Below are 18304 nucleotides of genomic sequence, written 5' to 3'. Positions count from 1 at the left end.
ATTCGGTAGGAATAGGAGATTGCAGGCACGGTGTGGCTCCTGCCGGCGGTCAGTTTAATAGCAGAAAGGTTGGATATCTTATGTGTGTTGCGGTGCCGGGAAAAGTCATTGAGATTAATGGGAATAAGGCGAAGGTGGATATTCTGAATAATATTACGGAAGCCGATATCCGGCTGGTGAATGCGAAGCCCGGAGATTATGTTCTGATTCACGCCGGCTGTGCGCTGGAGGTCATGAAGCAGGATATGGCAGAGGAGCTTCTGGCGGTATTTCAGGAATTAGAAGAGGTGGCAAATGGTAACGCTTGAACAGATGCTGCATGCTCTCAAGGAATACGATGGGGAGCCCATACGGATTATGGAGGTATGCGGAACGCACACCTCCAGCATTTTCAAGCATGGCATACGAAGCCTGCTTTCTCCGAAGCTGGAATTGATCTCCGGCCCCGGCTGCCCCGTCTGTGTTACTTCCGCTTTGTATATTGATAAACTGGTAGAATATTCCTTTATGGAGAACCACTGTGTGCTGACCTTTGCGGATATGCTGAAGGTACGCGGCAGCCGGAGGTCCCTCAATGAGGCAAAGGCAGAGGGAGGAAAGGTGAGAATGCTGTATTCCCCTTTGTCCGCGCTGAAGCTTGCCCAGGAGGAACCGGGAATTCAGTTTATTCTTGCGGCAGTCGGATTTGAAACAACAACACCGATCTATGGTTTAATCATGGATGAAATGATAAAAAATGATATAGTAAATTTAAAATTGCTCACCTCCATGAAAACAGTCCTGCCCGCACTGACGTATATCTGTGAGAATGAGAAGGGGATTGATGCATTTCTGTGTCCGGGACATGTGAGTGTCATTACCGGAAGCCATATCTATGAACCTCTGGTGAAAAAATATAAAAAACCCTTTGCGATCTCCGGGTTTGAGGGAGAGCATATTCTGGCTGCCGTGTATGAGATTGTGAACCAGCTTCGTACCCAGTCCTATCATACTAAGAATTTATACCCCAGTGTGGTTAGGGAAGAGGGGAATCAGAGGGCAGCGGTGCTTGTAAAGAAATATTTTGAGGCAGTGGATGATGACTGGCGGGAAATCGGGGTCATACCTTCTTCCGGCCTGCGGTTGAGGGCGGAATATGGGAAATACGATGCCGGAAGCGCTCTTCCAGTAGAGGCGGGAGACAGTCCGAAGGGGTGCAGATGCCGGGATGTGATTCTGGGACGGATTCATCCTGTGGATTGTCCTTTGTTTTCGGTAGTATGCAGCCCTATGAATGCCGTTGGACCCTGTATGGTATCGACGGAGGGGGCCTGCGGTATCTGGTATAAGAATAGATGATTCAGGAGGGGAATGGGTGAGGGGTGGTAGGCTGTGAGATGAATCGGAGTGTATCGATATCTATCTGGGCTTGCCTTTAACATCCCATGATTACCAGGTGCAGGTAATCATGGGAAGCCCGGTCTGCGCCCAGATAGATATCGATACACTCCGATTCACCGCATTAGTATTAAAACTTTTACCGGATGTATTGTGGAATTAATAAATGGATGAGATTGATCAATGAATGAGATTGATCAATGGATGTGATTAATCAATGAATGGGATTGACCAACGGATGGGATTGATCAATAAATGCAATTGATAAGTGAATAGAATTGGTGTGTGAATAGAATTGGTAAGCGGAAGGAGGATGGATCATGCCGGTACTTTCATGATAGCTGGTACGGTAAAAGGCATGGATGTATATGATGAAGATTACTATGTCCCATGGGAGCGGGGGAGCCTTAACGGGCAGCCTGATCCATGATATTTTTATTAAGCATTTTCATAATCCGATTTTGGACCGTATGGAGGATGGGGCGGTGCTCAAGGTCTCCGGCAGGGTTGTGCTTACTACGGATTCTTTTGTGGTTACCCCGATGTTCTTTCCCGGGGGAGATATCGGTAAGCTGGCGGTTTGCGGAACGGTCAATGATCTGGCGATGATGGGAGCTATACCGAAGTATTTGACGGCAGGATTTATTATAGAGGAAGGGACGGAGCTGGAGGAGCTGGACCGGATCGCAGGCTCCATGGCTGCCGCTGCGAAGGAGGCCAGGGTGAAGATCGTCGCAGGCGATACCAAGGTTATTGAAGGCCGCGGCGGCGTATATATTAATACCTCAGGGATTGGGGAGGTGGCGGTCTCCAGGGTCAGCGTGTCTAATTGCCGGAAGGGGGATGCCATTCTGGTTTCGGGTAATATGGGGGAACATCATGCCGCGATTATGTCTCGGCGCATGGGGATTGAGAACCGGATTCAGAGCGACTGCGCCCCGTTAACGGGTATTTTGCGGGAATTTCTGAAAGAGGGGCTGCAGGTTCATTTCATGCGCGATATTACCCGCGGGGGGCTGGCTACAATTTTAAATGAGATAACGGCCGGATCCCGCTGCGGTGTGGCGGTCAGGGAAGAGGCAATCCCGGTCAGCAGCCAGATACGGGGGTTTTGTGATATTTTGGGACTGGATCCTTTGTATATGGCAAATGAGGGAAAGATGCTTGCTGTTGTTCCCGGGAAGAAGGCGGAGCAGGCACTGGCGGCGATGAAGAGAAGCCGGTACGGCAGGGATGCGGCAATAATCGGAGAGATAACCGAGGGAAGCAGTGTATCCATGACTACCCGACTGGGAGGAAACCGCAGAATTGAGCTTCTCTATGGGGAGGGACTGCCCCGGATTTGCTGATGTCAGCTCGGAAAGGTAACTATTTTTCACATTAATTATATAAAAGATAAGATAGATATCAAAAGAATACCCATTTTCAGTAAAGCAGAGGGTCGCACGCTTTACTGAAAATGGGTATTCTTTTGTCACGCAGAAAAATTGATATATAACAAAGAATCATGAAATTTACGGTTTTGAAGAAGCTTTTCAAAGGAGGAGGATTAGAATACATAGTACATTGAAATGTGTCGAATGAAGTCGAATAGAAAATATTGACATAAATGTAAATAAAATATAATATTAGTAAAACTCGCAGTAAATATGTCAAAAAAAGATTTAATTTAGGAAATAAGACCATTACTGCAAGGGATTTTGGAATATATTGTTCCATATAGTGGGAATACAGTCATGAAAGAAGAGTGAAAAATCAAGATTTTTCACGGGTCTTGTAAGAATGGAGGATTGAAAGGTGAAGAAAAGAATAGGGTTGTGGGGACTTATGTTACTTATTGTATGTCTTTTATTGCCAGGGGGTGCTGTTTCCTATGCTAAAAATGGCGGCAATAGGGATGATCAAAGAAATGTGAAAAGTATCCTGGTTAAATACAAGGATAGCTCGAAAAACATTGAGAATCACATCAACAGCAGAAAAAAAGACGGGAGATTAAAGAGATCAAAACAGCTGAACAGAAAGAAAATGTATTCTTTTGAGATTGATTCAAGCCAGATGAATTCCTTTTTAAAGGATAAAGAGATTGAACTGGTGGAAGAAGATACCGTGGTTCAGATGTTCGGGGGAGCCGGTACGGAAAGCTGCTCCGGCTGTGCCGGAGAAAACTGTGAGAATTGTACTGCGGAAAGCTGCCCTGACTGCGGAGGGAAAAACGGCGAAGATTGCACTGTGAAAAGCTGCCTTGACTGTGAAGGGAAAAACGGCGAAGATTGCACTGCGGAAAGCTGCTTTGACTGTGCCGGAGAATGCAGCGGGGATGGTACCGGAGAAGTCTGCTCCGGCTGCACCGGAGAAAGCTGCGCCGAGTGTCCGGAGAATGGCTGCGATGATTGCGGCCCCATAGTAGAATGGGTGGACGAGAATTATGTGTTTCCGGAACCGGAGCAGGGGGAAGAGGGAGCTTTCTGGAGGAATTATGAACCCTGCTGTGACAAGCACAGTTTCGATTGCCTGGAGAATGGGGTCTGCTGTGATCAATGTATTTTCAATGATCTCTTCCAAGGGAGATTTGAGATATTCACAGAAGGAATTGAGATACCGCCTCAGATGGATCCCTTACCGGTGGACCAGGCGGCTTCCTCCAGCGCGTTGGGAGACAAACTGCCCTGGAATATTGTAAGGACAGGAGCAGACAGGCTTCAGGAGCAGAACCTTACAGGAAGCGGAATCAAGGTGGCGGTCTTTGATACCGGAATCAGCCTGAATAATAGTGATTTAAAGGTGGCGGGCGGAGTATCCTTTGTTGAGGGAGTGACCAGCTATGATGATGATCATGGTCATGGTACTGCCATGGCTGGAATTATTGCTGCCGGCTTAAACGGGAGCGGTCTTGCCGGAATGGCACCTGATGCACAGCTGTATTCTGTCAAGGTGCTGGATAAGGATGGATTCGGACGCTACAGCGGAATCATACAGGGAATCCAGTGGGCCATTGAAAACGGAATGGACATTATTTCATTAAGCCTTGGCGGCCTCCAGTATTCCCAGATATTAAAGGAGGCCATAGACCAGGCGGTGGCGAACGATATTCTGGTCATCGCGGCGGCGGGAAATAACAACAACGGCCAGATCATGTATCCGGCGGCCTATGCCCAGGTAATCTGTGTGGGAGCAACCAATAGTAATAATACCAAGGGCGTATTCTCTAATTATGGAAGCCAGGTGGATATATCAGCGCCCGGAAGCGGTATTGAGACTACCGGACTGGGGAATACAACCACAGTAGTGAGCGGAACTTCCCCGGCGGCAGCGCATGTTGCGGGAGCAGCGGCACTGATATGGGGCCGAAATAGGGCTTTGACCAACGGCCATATTAAATATTTGCTGTATCGCAATGCTTATGACTTGGGAAATTATAACTCCTTTGGACATGGTATCGTGGATGTGGTAAAGGCATACCAAAACATGCAAAACGGCAATTATGAGATCTATATCGAGGATACGGACGGGGGACATTTTATTGAAGACGCGGTAGGAGAAGGCTGGGATGGAATTGTATATGCCCAGGCCTGCAAGCATATTTACACTAAACTCAGAACGAAGCCGGCGACCTGTACTAACCCTGGCTATATCGAGCTTCAATGCGTTGATTGTGGAAGTACGCGAAGAGATCCCATAGATGCGTATGGACATAATTATCAAAGAAGCAGTTCCATGGCACCCACCTGTACCAAGGATGGCTTTGCCACCTATACCTGTACACGTTGCTCAGCCTCGTATACTAATACATTAACGAAAACGGGGCACAAATATACGAAAACCAGTACAACCGCTGCAAAATGCGATGCGGAGGGATACACCTCATATAAATGCGACAACTGCTCATCAACAAAAAAAGATAATATTGTTAAGCCAACGGGGCATAGTATGAAGCCGGAAATAACAAAGTCAGCTACGTGTACAGAACTTGGATCGAAAAAATATACGTGTGGGAATAAAAACTGTACTTATTCTTACAGTGAGTCAATTCCCAAAGATCCTAACAATCATACTAGCTGGAAAGCTGTATCCCAAGGGGCTACCTGTACGGCGGCCGGCTATACAAGAGATGAATGCTCAGGCTGCCATGCGATTAAGAATGAGAAAATCATTCCTAAAAAAGACCACTCCTGGCAGAAGGTATCCGAGACAGCGAGTACCTGTACACAGGCGGGAAGTATAGCGTATAAATGTACCGTTTGCGCGGCGACAAAAACTGAACCCAAAGCGATACCAGGCCATGATTATGTGTCATATTATAGCTCCCCGGGCTGTACCAGTTACGGTGAATCCGGTGAGCGCTGCAGAAATTGTTCTGCAACAAGAAATGTATCCTCTATTTCGCCCACAGGGCACAGCTACAGCTATTCCGTATCTTCTACCCATAGCAGCAACGGACATAGCTATAAAAACTCCTGCAGCAGATGCGGCACAGTATCCAGTTCAGGCTATACCACGGTTTCCAGCTGCCTTTCCTGCACCACGCCTCCTTCTGTAAGCTTTTACAATATCAGCGGCAGTACGGTATTGCAGGAGAAGCAGACCAAGTATGCGGTACAGGTACGGGTAATCGATAATGAAAATGATAATCTGACCTGCATCTATTATCTGGATGGAAGCGCTTCCCCTTCCGGTACGGTTACCGCGACTAATACGAAGGCAGGAGCCGTGGTAAGCTTTCCGACGGGAATCAATGCTTCAGCCTTATCGGAAGGAAACCATACCATCCGGGCCACGGCAAAGGACTCCGTAGCACCGATGGGAGAGACCAGTGTTGCTTTCAAGGTGGACAAATCCGCCCCGACCATAAGTAAAGTGACAGTAACGCCGGATATCTTCGGGGTAAAGCTCACGGTATCCGCTGCGGATACGGTGTCAGGACTTGCTGCCGCAGCCTACCGTTATACAGTAGACGGGGTGGCTTCCCAATGGCTTTCGGAAAGTACCTTCACGAAATCGGGTCTGACAGCCAATGCCAGTCATTCCTATACCGTAGAGGTAAGAGATAATACAGACCATATTGCCTCATCAGGCGGCACCTTTGTCACTGCCGCGGATAAGCCGGTGGTAACTGTGAATGCCCTTCCCTGTGAAGGTTTAAGAATTATCATAAAGGACAGCAATCCTGCCGGAACCTGGTACAGTGTTCAGGTAGGAAGCAGCTACGCCAACGCGAGCGGAGGTCTGAGCGCGAGTCAGGTGTGGATACAGCCGGGCTATGATAATACCTATGCCGGTAAGGCGGTATTATTAAACAGCCTGCAGCCGGGAACCCAGTACGGCATTACCGTGGCAGCAAGAAATGTCAGTGGTACGGGCAGTGTCGCGGGAAACAGTGTAACGGCCAGGACAAGTCCTGCCGCCCCCGGAAACCTCAGAGTCTCCGAGGCAACAAGCTCCTACATAAGCCTTTTGTGGAATGCGGCGGATGGCGCGGCTACCTATGACATATACCGTGAGACCTTATCAGCGCAAGGAGCCGTGACGGCTGCCGGCACTATTCCGGGAGTCATGGGAACCTTTTACCAGGACAAGAATGTGGCACCCGGCACCAGCTATCGCTATAAGCTCCGTTCCGCGGATCAGTCCGGCAATTATGGAAGCTGGAGTCAGACACAGCTGACGGCGGCAACCAAGCCTCTGCCCCCGGCGCAGGTAAAGGGATTGAAAGTAAGCATGAACGGCTGTACGCTTTCTGTAAGCTGGGAAGCAATAGGAGACGCCATAGGCTATGAGGCGGAGATAGTCTGTAATGGCACCGTAACAAAGCTATACAGCAGAACTCCTGAAATAACCTTTGATACAAAAAACTTCAACAGTCAGTGTAATATTAAAATCCGGGCCTTTAATGTATGTGACCCGAACAGGAAAGAGGAGGCAACGCTATGGAGCAATGCAGGCCTCTGGAGTGATACGGTGACAGACTATACCCATGCGGAGACTCCCGTAGCCAGGGAAGTAAAGGCGGAAGAGATTCGCCCGGATTCCGTCAGGATCGTCTGGGAGGCAGGGCGCAATCCTCTGTCAGTGGAATATAAACTGGCGATCCTGGAGGCGGGACAGCAGGTAAAGGAAACGGCTTATATAAAAACACTGGAATATCTGGTCACCGGATTAAAGGCGGATACCGGGTATACCTTCCGGGTAAAGGCGAGAAATGTAAGCCTGGAAGAGACGGAGTGGTCCAATGAGGTGACGGCAAGGACCTTGATCAATGTTCCGAAGATCCCTCAGGGACTCCGCGCCGCTGCCAAGGAGGAAGGAATTATGCTTTCCTGGGAGGCCTCCGAAGGAGCATCCCATTACCGTATTGTTAGGGACGGAATAGTAATCGAGGAAAATAGAATAGAAAATACCTATCTGGACACAAGGGTAACACCGGAACAGGAATATACCTATGCGGTTATGGCAGTGAATACCTCGGGAGAAAGCGGGTACAGCCAGCCGCTGACCAAAAAAGCCTTGGGAGAGCTTCCTAAGGTGCCGGAGATCAGGGTTGTATCAGGAGGAAGTATCTCCGTGGCAGTTGATTGGGAGCCCATCGAACATGCAACGGGATATGAACTGGAGCTGGATGGTCAAGTCAGAAACATGGGAATGGAAACTGCCTATGAGCACCTGGGACTGCTTCCCGGTACAGAGCACACCTACCGGGTAAGAGCCAGAAACAATTACGGCAAGAGCAGATGGAGTGATACGGTAACGGTAAGAACGGAGGATATCGCGCCGGTTACACCGGGAGAGCTGACAGCGGCAGCATCGGAGAAAGAGATCTATCTGCACTGGAGCAGCACCCCCAATACCATTTATTATGAATTATCCATTAATGAAACCGTGATAAGCCCTATCTTCTCTTCGGAATATCTCTTGATACCGGAGGAGGAAGGTGCTCTGTATGAGATCCGGGTACGAAGTGTGAATGACGGCGGCGGCAGCGGCTGGAGCGGTACGGTTATGACGGCATTGGACACCGGCGCGGGCCCGGCAGTTCCGATTGCAGTACCGGCAATACCGGAGCTTTTTGCAGCATCCGGTGTCTCCGGCATTACAGTAACCTGGAGCGTTCCGGAAGGAGCGGCGTTCTATCAGCTGGAGGCGGACGGGACACTTCTTTATGACGGACCGGCGAACCGGTACCATCATGGAGCCTTAGCGGAAGGCAGCAGCCATAGCTATCGTGTCAGAGCCGGCAATATCAGCGGCTTCGGCGAATGGAGCATACCGGTCACAACAACCGCGGGTATCCTGACCCATGCACCCTCCAATATCAGTTACCTGAGACAGGAGGAGGGAAAGCTTCTGCTTACCTGGGATGGCGCGCAAGGAATACCGTATTATGTGGTGGAAGTCAACGGGACTTCAGGAGAGCCTGTGTCCAAGGTCTCTGCCGTAATAGAGGTGAAGCCCGGAACGGTATACCGCATCCGTATCGCGGCGGTAACCAGGGACAGCGAAGGGAAGGACTATTATGAATGGTCGGAGGAAATCAGCTTTACCGCTGCCAGAGCATTACCTGGGGCACCTGAAATCAAGGAAGTAAAAGCAGGCTATGACAGTGTCCGGATAACCCTGGAAGAGGTGGAAGAGGCAACAGGCTATATACTGGAACTGGACGGGGTACAGGAGGATGCAGGCAATTCTCTGACCATCCTGCGGACCGGACTGGCTTCCTCCGGAAGCTATGAGTACAGAGTGCGTTCCTACAATGAAGCAGGAGAGGGAGAATGGAGCAAGACCTATACGGTTATGACGGGAGGAGCCCTTCCGGGTGTTCCGCTCAATATAACAGCCCAGCCGGTAAAGCCCGGTACCGCAGTCACCGGCTCCGCCATTACCCTTAAGTGGGACAGCGTGGAAGGGGCAGAGGGGTATGAGGTAGAGAACGAGAACGGTGTTTTGTTCCGGACGGTGGAAACCCAGCTTATCATTGATAATCTGACTCCCGGCATACCGCATTATTTCCGGATCAGAGCGGTAAAGGGAGGAGAAGCGGGAGCCTTCAGCAGTCTCATCAGAGTGGTACCGGTGGTAACCTCGCCGGGTAACGCGGCAGTAACCCCTCAGGAGAATGCGGTCAGAATATCCTGGGACGCCGTCGGAGGAACAACCTGCTATGAGGTGGAGATCAACGGAATTCTGGCAGGTATTACAACACAAAACCATATGGATTTTTCCTATCCCGTATTTTACATGGAGCGAAACATCAGAATCCGCGCCTGTCAGGGCGAGGAAAAGGGAAGCTGGTCCGAGACGGTTAATTTCAAGGCACCGCTGCCTGTCAGATTCTTAGTAGAAGAGGGGGAAGAGTTCTCCTGCCTTTTGCCGGTGCAAAATGTAAAAGACCTTGGTAATTATAAATTGTCTCTGACTTATAATAACAGCGAGTTGGAATTGCTGGACGGCTGTGAGCTGACGAAAGCAAAGGAGACCGGGTCCTGTTATATCACAGAAATTCGTACCAGAATGCTGATCGAGACGGAAGGGAATAAGACTACCGTAATCTTTCTGCCGGACGGAAAGGGAGGCAGCAGCTTTACAGGCAACGCAGGCAGGTTGAGGTTCCGAAGCAAGGTGGGAGCCGAAGTTACCCTGACGTACGGAGTAACCTTAAAATAAGGATGCCCTTTCATAAAGGGAAAGGAGAAAACAGTCCATGAATAAGAAACAAATAATACGTACAATTGCTTTTATTATGGCCTTTGTCATGATATTTGCCAATACCTATATTCCTCCGGCAACAGCGGCGGAGCAGAGAACCCCCTCCGAAAACAGGAACGGGAAGGATAAGCCGGTCAAGCCGGTAACGGTCAGAGAGAAGAAGATAAAGAGCAACCGCAAAACCGATATTCTTGTAAAATATAAGGATGCCGGCAAGGCGGAGAGTACGGTAAACCGGGTGAAGACAAAGACCAGGGAGGGAACCTTCCGCCAGAAGAATTCCTTTCAAAAGCAGAGGATTACGGTGTATGAGGTAGACCGCACGGAGAATTTAGAAAGTGTAATCAGCACCTTAGAGCAGGACCCCAACGTGGAGTATGCACAGCCCAACTATGCCCTTACCGTGCAGGCCGTACCCACAGACGGCAGTCTGAACAGCCAGTGGGCCATCTTTAACGACGGGCAGGAGGTCAACGGATACACGGGCAGGGCCGGTGTGGATATCAATGTCCTCAATGCCTGGAACTGGACCATGGGAGATAAGAAGGTGGTAATCGGTATTCTGGATACCGGAATGGATACGGAGCACATAGAACTGGCGGAAAATATTTATACCAACTCCTCCGAGATACCGGATAACGGAATCGATGATGACGGAAACGGATATGTGGATGATGTAAATGGCTGGGACTTCATGAATGATGACGAGAGCGTGTTTGACAGTGCGGATACGGATGCCCACGGAACCGGTATCGGCGGCATCATCGCGGCGCAGGCGGATAACGGCGGGATGGCAGGTGTGGCACCGAAGGTCACACTGCTTCCTTTAAAGTTCATCAGCGGCAATACGGGCTATACCAGTGATGCCATTGAAGCCATAGAATATGCCAGGAACATGGGCGTGAAGATCATCAACTGCAGCTTTGGAGGAACGGACAATAATCCGGCTCTGAAAAGCGCCATGGAAAACAGCGGCATTCTCTTTATCTGCGCAGCCGGTAACAGGGGGCAGGATACAAAAGAGAAGCCGGTGTATCCGGCAGCCTTTGACCTGGCGAATATCCTCTCCGTAGGAGCGGTGGATTCCAGGGGCATGCTTCCCACCTTTACCAGCTTCGGCGGGGATGTGGATATCGCGGCGCCGGGAACCAGTATCTACAGCACCCTGCCGGGAAATCAATACGGCTACAACAGCGGTACCTCCGTGTCGGCGGCCATTGTCTCCGGTGTGGCGGGGCTGGTAGGCAGCTATATGCCGGAGGAATCGCCGGCAAAGATTAAGGCGCGTATTCTGGAGGGAGCGGTAAAAAGCACAGCATTAAAGGATAAGATTGCCTCCGGCGGCAGAGTGGACGCCTTTGCCGCCCTGACCGGAACCATTCAGCCGGAGGATACCTACGACGAGGAAGGCAACGGCGGGGATACTCTGCCGGTAGAAGGAGAGGGCTCCAGTGATACCTGGTATACCATGAATGAAAAGGCCGGCAATGTGGAGCGTTTTCATTACGGGGAGGGCGGGGTAAACCCTGCCTCCGGCAATTACTCCGTCACCTGCACCGACATGAGTATCGCGGCGCCCGGTTTCCAGGTGAATCTCAGCAGAACCTATAATTCCAGAAACCAGAGGCAGACCCTGCTGGGGCGGGGCTGGACCTTTGGCTTTGAGGGAAGGATAACCTTTAAGGGCAATGCGGCAGAGGTGAATCTGCCGGACGGCAGTTCCCATGTATTCCATCTGCAGAACGGAAGCTATGTGGGAGAAGGCACCAGAGCCGCCTTTCAAAAGAATGTCTCCGGTGTGGATCTGCTGACGACACAGGATCAATACCGGTATGGATTTGATACCGCTACCCATATGCTTGTCTTTATGGAGGATAGGAGCGGAAACAGGCTGACTCTGACCTACGAAGGAGGAAGGCTTACTAAGATTACGGATACGGCGGGCCGGGACTATAAGATGGCCTATAACGGTAAGAATCTGCTATCCTCGGTGACCGATCCGGAAGGAAGAAGTGTAACCTATGAGTATAACGGCAGGAATCTGCTGACCCGTGTGACAGACCCGGCGGGCGGCACCCTTTCCTATGAGTATGACGACAGCCAGTATCTGACGAAGCTTACCGACCAGAACGGGAAGCTGTTCCAGCAGCTGATCTACAGCCATAACCTCGGACCTTCCGAGAATAAGGTGATAGAAACCAGAGACGCGGCAGGAGAGATCTGGCATTATACCTATGACAGCAATGTCCGCAGCACCACCATAACCAACCAGAAGAGCAAAAAATGGACCTACTGGTTTGATGCGGCGATGTACACGATTCGTGTCCAGGATCCGGAAGGGAAAAGTACCATTACCGAATACACCTATCAGGACTATAATACCTATTACGGGGATGTCCAGGCAGTCATAGACCGCTACGGCAACCGTACGGATTATAAGATTGATTTAAAGACCGGCAATGTTTTACAGCAGACGAATCCCGACGGCGGTATAAAATCCTTTGTATACGATAAATGGAACAATGTAATCGAGGAGACCAACGAGGCCGGGAGCAAGACCTTCTATGTCTATGAAAAAGACGGGAGCATACTCCTTGAGACGGCGCAGCCCTTAAATGGGACAACGGCCTATACCGGAGGCAAATCCCCGGACTTTGCCGTAACCAGATATACTTATTATACAAAAAGTGAGGCCAAAGACCGGTTCGGATGCAATGCAGCCGGATTATTAAACACAGTGACGGGTCCCGAGGGAGAGGTGACGGCCTATACCTATAACCAATACGGGGATATCGCCTCCATAACAGACCCTGCGGGCAACAAGACCCTCTATACCTATAATAAAATCGGACAAAGGCTGACCCAGAAGACGCCGGAGGGGAACCTGACCAGCTACGCCTATGACAGGAACGGACTTCTGATCCGGCAGACCAACCCGGACGGGGGAGTAGAGAGAACGGTTTATGATAAGGCCGGAAACATATTATTAAAGGTAAGCCCTAATGAGTATCAGGCAGCAAAGGATAATCTGGGAACAGGAGCCTATACGGGAAAGGACGGCCGCCGTTATGAATGGTATGACAGCGGTTATCTGAAGGCGGAAACCGATGAGGGGGGGAACCGAACCGAATACCAGTGGGACAGCTTCGGCAACAAGCAGCAGGAAAAGAAGCCGAACAATTCTATTTACCGTTATGAATATGATGCTTTAAACCGCCTGACTAAGACCTGGTTTTGCGCAAAGGAAGGTGAGGCGGAGGTTCTTCTGAGTGAGAACAGCTATACCGGCCTGTCCGACGGAAAAGCCCAGACAACCGTGACCCTTTACGGAGACGGGGAGGACAAATCGGTTCAGGTGAATGTCAGTGACTATGCAGGAAGGGAAACGGAGGTCCGCTACGGCGACTACAGCAGAACCCAGACGATTTATAACACGGACGGAACGGTTCAGAGTGCAATCGGAGCCAATGGAGCCATCACCAGCTACCGTTATGACCCCCTTGGCAGGATAACCCGGATCTACAGCCCGGTCTGTGTGAACAACGGAATGACCTACTATTCTTACACCGCCTTTTCTTATGATAAGGCAGGCCGAGTCCTGACAGAGACCAGAGGAAGGGATACGGTTCTTCTGGATGCCATGCCGGAGCAGGTCTATGAGACCCATCATACCTATGAGAACGGTCTTTTGGTGAAGACTACTGATTCGGAAGGCAGAAAGACGACCTATGTCTATGACGGAGAAGGAAGGGAGAAGGAAAGGGCGGATTATGCCGACGCCTCCTCTGCCAGAGTGAGGAAAACCACGTATGATTTCCGGGGCAATCCCACCGCAATCCTTCTGCCGGTACGGAAAGGGGATCTGGCAGGAAATAATTTTACAGACAATGCACAGGCGGAGTTAAGGGAGGAGTATGCCTATGACCTGAACGGGAACCGGATCAGCAGCCAGGACAGGGAAGGAAACAGGACGCTCTATAACTATGACCGGTTAAACCGCCTTCTCACGGAAATTAGGGAATTAAAGGCGGAGGGCAAGACCACAAAGGCCATCACCGGAAGAACCTATACCTGGGACGGGCAGATTGCCTCAGAAACCGATGCCAGGGGCAACACCACGGTCTATACCTATGATGCCAGAGGCAGCCAGATTAAGAAGACGGATGCCCTTGGCAATGTCACCCGAATGTATTATGACCGGATGGGAAGAAGAACCGCTATCGTAAGTCCGGCAAACTACGAGGAAGGGAAGGAACGTTCCAAGCTGGAGCGGACGGAGTATACCTATGATGCCAGGGGAAGAGTACTGGTTCAGACGGAGATTTACCAGAAGTGGAAGCTGACCCAGGATTTTAAATGGGAAAAGGAGTGGGTAACGGTACCGGTCCGCACCTACCGCTATGATACCCTGGGAAATGTGGCCTCAGAGACGGATGCATTAGGAAATACTAAAACAATGGAGTATAATCTGGCGGGCCTTCCGGAACGGCAGACCGATGCCCAGGCCAGGGAAAAAGGATTTCCTTACAGCGTGCTGTACAGCTATAACGGCCTTGGGCAAAAGACCGGGGAGAGCGATCCGGGTGCTCTTTATACCTATGCCTATGACGGGGCGGGGAACCTCCTGACCGCGAAGCTGAACGGCATCACGACCCAGACTGTCGCTTATAACGGCTTAAACCAGGCGGTGGCAGTTATCGACGGAAGGGGAAATACCACCACCCGGAAATGGAATCTTCTTGGGAAGCTGTCGGAGGAGGCGCTGCCGGGAGATGACACCATCGCGGCAGGTAAGAAGATTTACCAGTATGACAGGAACGGCAGTCTGGTAAGAGAGAAGGACAGTGCGGGAAAAGTGATCACCACGGAGTATGATACCCTGGGAAGAGCCATCCGGCAGATCACAGCGGGAGAAACGGGGGAGCGCATTACCCTTACCAGATCCTATGACCTGAACAGCAACCTGTTATCCGAGACGGATGGAAGGGGGAATACCTGTACCACAGAGTATGACGCGCTGAACCGGGTCACGGCCAGAACCAACGAAGCGGGCCAGAGGACAAACTATACCTATGACCGGAACGGCAATCTGCGGACGGAAAAGAATTACCTTGGCAGCGAGAAGCAGCAGGTGTATGATGGAATCAATCGGCTAATCGAAATCAGGGATTTTAGCGGGGAGATCATCCAGCAGATTCTCTATAACGACGCCAATGCCCAGACCCTATCCTACGACGCCCTGCACCATAAGACGGAATTCCTCTACGACAAGGATCTGCGCCGGACCGGAACACGGGACGGGGAAGGATACCTTACCGCCAGGGAATACGATACCCGGGGCAATGTCATCACCCAGACCGACGGCAGGGGAAATAAAACGCACTATACCTATGACGGGGCAGACCGTCTGCTGAGTGTAACGGATGCTCTTGGGAATGAGACCGTCTATACCTATGACAGCGTGGGAAATCTTCTGAGCCAGACTGACGGCAACGGAAACTGTACCACCTACCGCTATAACGTAAGGAACCTTGTGAGTGTCAAGAAGGATCCTTCCGGCAAGGCGGATTCAGAGGAACGCTATACCTATGACAGTGAGGGCAGACTGGCATCCAAAACGGACCGGAACCAGGTCGTAACCGTCTATGCCTATGATTTTCTGGGGAGAGTCATCCTGGAAGATGCAGGAGAGGAAGCCATCCGTTCCACCTATGATGCCAACGGGAATCTCCTGACCATGGAGGATGCCTCCGGAACTACGGTAAGGACGTATGACGCATTAAACCGTACCATAAGCAAGAGTGTTCCCAGTATGGGAAAGAGTACTTATGTCTATGATCTGGCGGGAAGCGAAGCAGGAACCTATGGGGAGCGTACCACCGATCCCAAGGGAAATATGACGGAGAAGATATATGACAAGGCAGGAAGACTGTGGAAGGTAAAGACCGGGGGAGAGACCACTGTCTATGCCTACTATCCCAACGGAACGAAAAAGAGTATCACCTATCCGGACGGAACCATCCAGTCCTACAGTTATGACAACAAAAACCAGATCGTCAGCCTGACCAATAAAGGAAGTAACGGAAGCACCCTGTCCTACTATACTTATACCTATGACGGGGCAGGAAACCAGCTGACGAAGACAGAGGCAAAGGGAACGACCGAATATAGCTATGATGCACTGAACCGCCTGAGCACAGTGAGGGAACCGGGAGGAATGAAGACCTCCTATACCTATGACCGGGCCGGAAACCGGATCACGGAAAAGAAGGAGAAGGAAAACCAGTCCGGACTGATCCAGTACGTCTATGACAGCCGGAACCGCCTGGTCTCCACCCTGTCCTCGGACGGAGCGGAAACCATCTATACCTATGACAGCAATGGAAATATGATCAGCCGGACGAAGAACAAAGCGGAGGTAAAGGCAGGAGAAGCAGGGGAGAGTCAGACCGGGGAGACGGGGCAGGGTGAAGAAGGCAGCCAGACCGGAGCACCGGAACAGAACGGCGGCATCCGCCAGGGAGAAAATCTGCCGGGCTTCGGGCTTACGATCCAGAGAGACAGCCAGGCCGGAACCGGAGCCTTGGAAATCAGCCTCTATACCTACAACCATTTCAACCAGCTGATCCAGTCCAAAGAGAAGGACAGTACCAGCAGCTATGTTTACAATGCCCAGGGTTATCGTGTGGAGAAGACCACCGGGGGAAAGACCACCCGCTATCTCTATGAAGGGGATAAGGTGGTACTGGAGACGGATGCTACTGGAGCGGAGACTGCTTACCAGGGGTATGGAACCAATCTGCTCACCAGAAGAGTGAAAGGGGAAAGGACAGAGCAGTATTACTATCTGTACAATGCCCACGGGGATGTAACCGGACTGCTGGACAAAAAGGGAAGCCTGGCTGCGACCTATGACTATGATGCCTTTGGAAACATTCTGAGCCAGACAGGGGAAGCGGATAATAACATAACCTATGCGGGCTACCGATATGATAAGGAAAGCGGACTGTATTACCTGAATGCAAGGTACTATGACAGTGTGACGGCGAGATTTATCACGGAGGATACCTATACCGGTAAGAGGAATGATCCACTGAGTTTGAACCTGTATTCATACTGCGATAATAATCCCATAATGTACATAGATCCAACCGGGCATGTAAAGGAAAGCAATATAAAGCTGGATTACTTCGTAAGCATAAGAGGGATAAAGACTCCATACATTCAAGTGAATTCTACTGGCCCTTATGTAATACAAAGCGAAGCCTGGTTAAAGAAACTTGGTTATAATGTAAAAGTGGATGGTAAATTTACAAAAGCAGAAGCAGGGGCGCTTACACAGTATCAGGCAGATAATAAGCTGAAATCAACTTCCGGAGTGATAGATAATAAAACCCATTCTCATTTAATGGCTTCCAACATGAAGAATGATGCCAAACAGAGAGGGATGAGCGGAGAACAGTTAGAAGAATACAGCAGATCGGTGGACAATCTCATAAAGCAGCCCCAGTACCAGAACCCTGATTATACGATGGATTTTTACACATATCAATGCAGGAGATTATTAAACCACTTTAACGGGGGAACCGAAATATACAATGTCTTAATAGCATTGCTTCCTGGTGGAGATGCTGTGGATGTTGCGGCTTTAGCGACAGACCTGCTAAATTATAAAAAGGGTGATGAATGGAGGATAGTCGCCGACTTTGCCGCACTGGGAATAGATGGGATAGACGGAATAAGTAAGTTTACGGATGAAGCAATTGATGCAACTCAAAAAACAAAGAAGACAGCTCAAAAAACGGCCGAGGCAACAGCTCAGGGAACGAACGGGAATTCAAAGGGGCTCCTAAGATATAATTTACAGTATTTTGCGGATGATGCTGTTGAGGGTGTTGGGAATGCTGTTGAGGGCGCGGGTAAGATAAATGCATCAGAACTGAAAATGTCTAAAACTGTACAAAATCATATGAATGATATAATAAAAAAAGGTGCTAATAAAGGAGACCTTGCAAGACCATATATTGATTCAAATGGAACCACATTGCTGGTTGATGAAATTATGAAAGGTGGAACACCAGTAAAAGATGCAGTATTGAAGAATGGCTTAAGATGGGATGTTAATGGTACATTTAGAGGAAGTACAGGAACATGGGAATTAGTTGTTGATACAAGTTCTAATACCATTGTACATTTCAACTTCGTTGCGAAATAAATAATTAAGGTGGTG

The 18304-nt window shown here is 50.0% G+C and carries 5 protein-coding genes; all 5 read left to right on the top strand.

The genetic code is table 11. From position 1 onward, the window contains the following. Positions 1 to 80: 80 nt before the first annotated feature. The 5 genes from HNQ56_RS04340 to HNQ56_RS04320 all read left to right on the top strand — a co-directional run bounded on the left by HNQ56_RS04340 (position 81) and on the right by HNQ56_RS04320 (position 18289). Complete coding sequence (locus tag HNQ56_RS04340) at positions 81 to 308, top strand: HypC/HybG/HupF family hydrogenase formation chaperone (protein ID WP_429143189.1); 228 nt, start codon at positions 81 to 83, stop codon at positions 306 to 308. Then, complete coding sequence (gene hypD, locus HNQ56_RS04335) at positions 295 to 1338, top strand: hydrogenase formation protein HypD (RefSeq protein ID WP_429143187.1); 1044 nt, start codon at positions 295 to 297, stop codon at positions 1336 to 1338. Before HNQ56_RS04340 ends, hypD begins: the two co-directional genes overlap by 14 nt. Before the next feature lie 407 nt (positions 1339 to 1745). Continuing rightward, positions 1746 to 2726, top strand: coding sequence for a hydrogenase expression/formation protein HypE (gene hypE, locus HNQ56_RS04330; RefSeq protein ID WP_429143185.1), 981 nt, complete (start codon positions 1746 to 1748; stop codon positions 2724 to 2726). Between the two features lie 448 nt (positions 2727 to 3174). Beyond that, positions 3175 to 10032, top strand: a complete 6858-nt coding sequence (locus HNQ56_RS04325; RefSeq protein ID WP_429143184.1) for a S8 family serine peptidase — start codon at positions 3175 to 3177, stop codon at positions 10030 to 10032. 37 nt (positions 10033 to 10069) lie between these two features. Continuing rightward, positions 10070 to 18289: a S8 family serine peptidase gene (locus HNQ56_RS04320; protein WP_429143182.1), complete on the top strand. Its 8220-nt coding sequence runs from the start codon at positions 10070 to 10072 to the stop codon at positions 18287 to 18289. Positions 18290 to 18304: the final 15 nt, after the last annotated feature.

It is taken from the genome of Anaerotaenia torta, from assembly GCF_050433395.1.
GTDB lineage: Bacteria > Bacillota > Clostridia > Lachnospirales > Lachnospiraceae > Mobilitalea > Mobilitalea torta.
The sequence above is the reverse complement of the archived record's forward strand: the minus strand, read 5'-3'. Positions and strand labels throughout refer to the sequence as shown.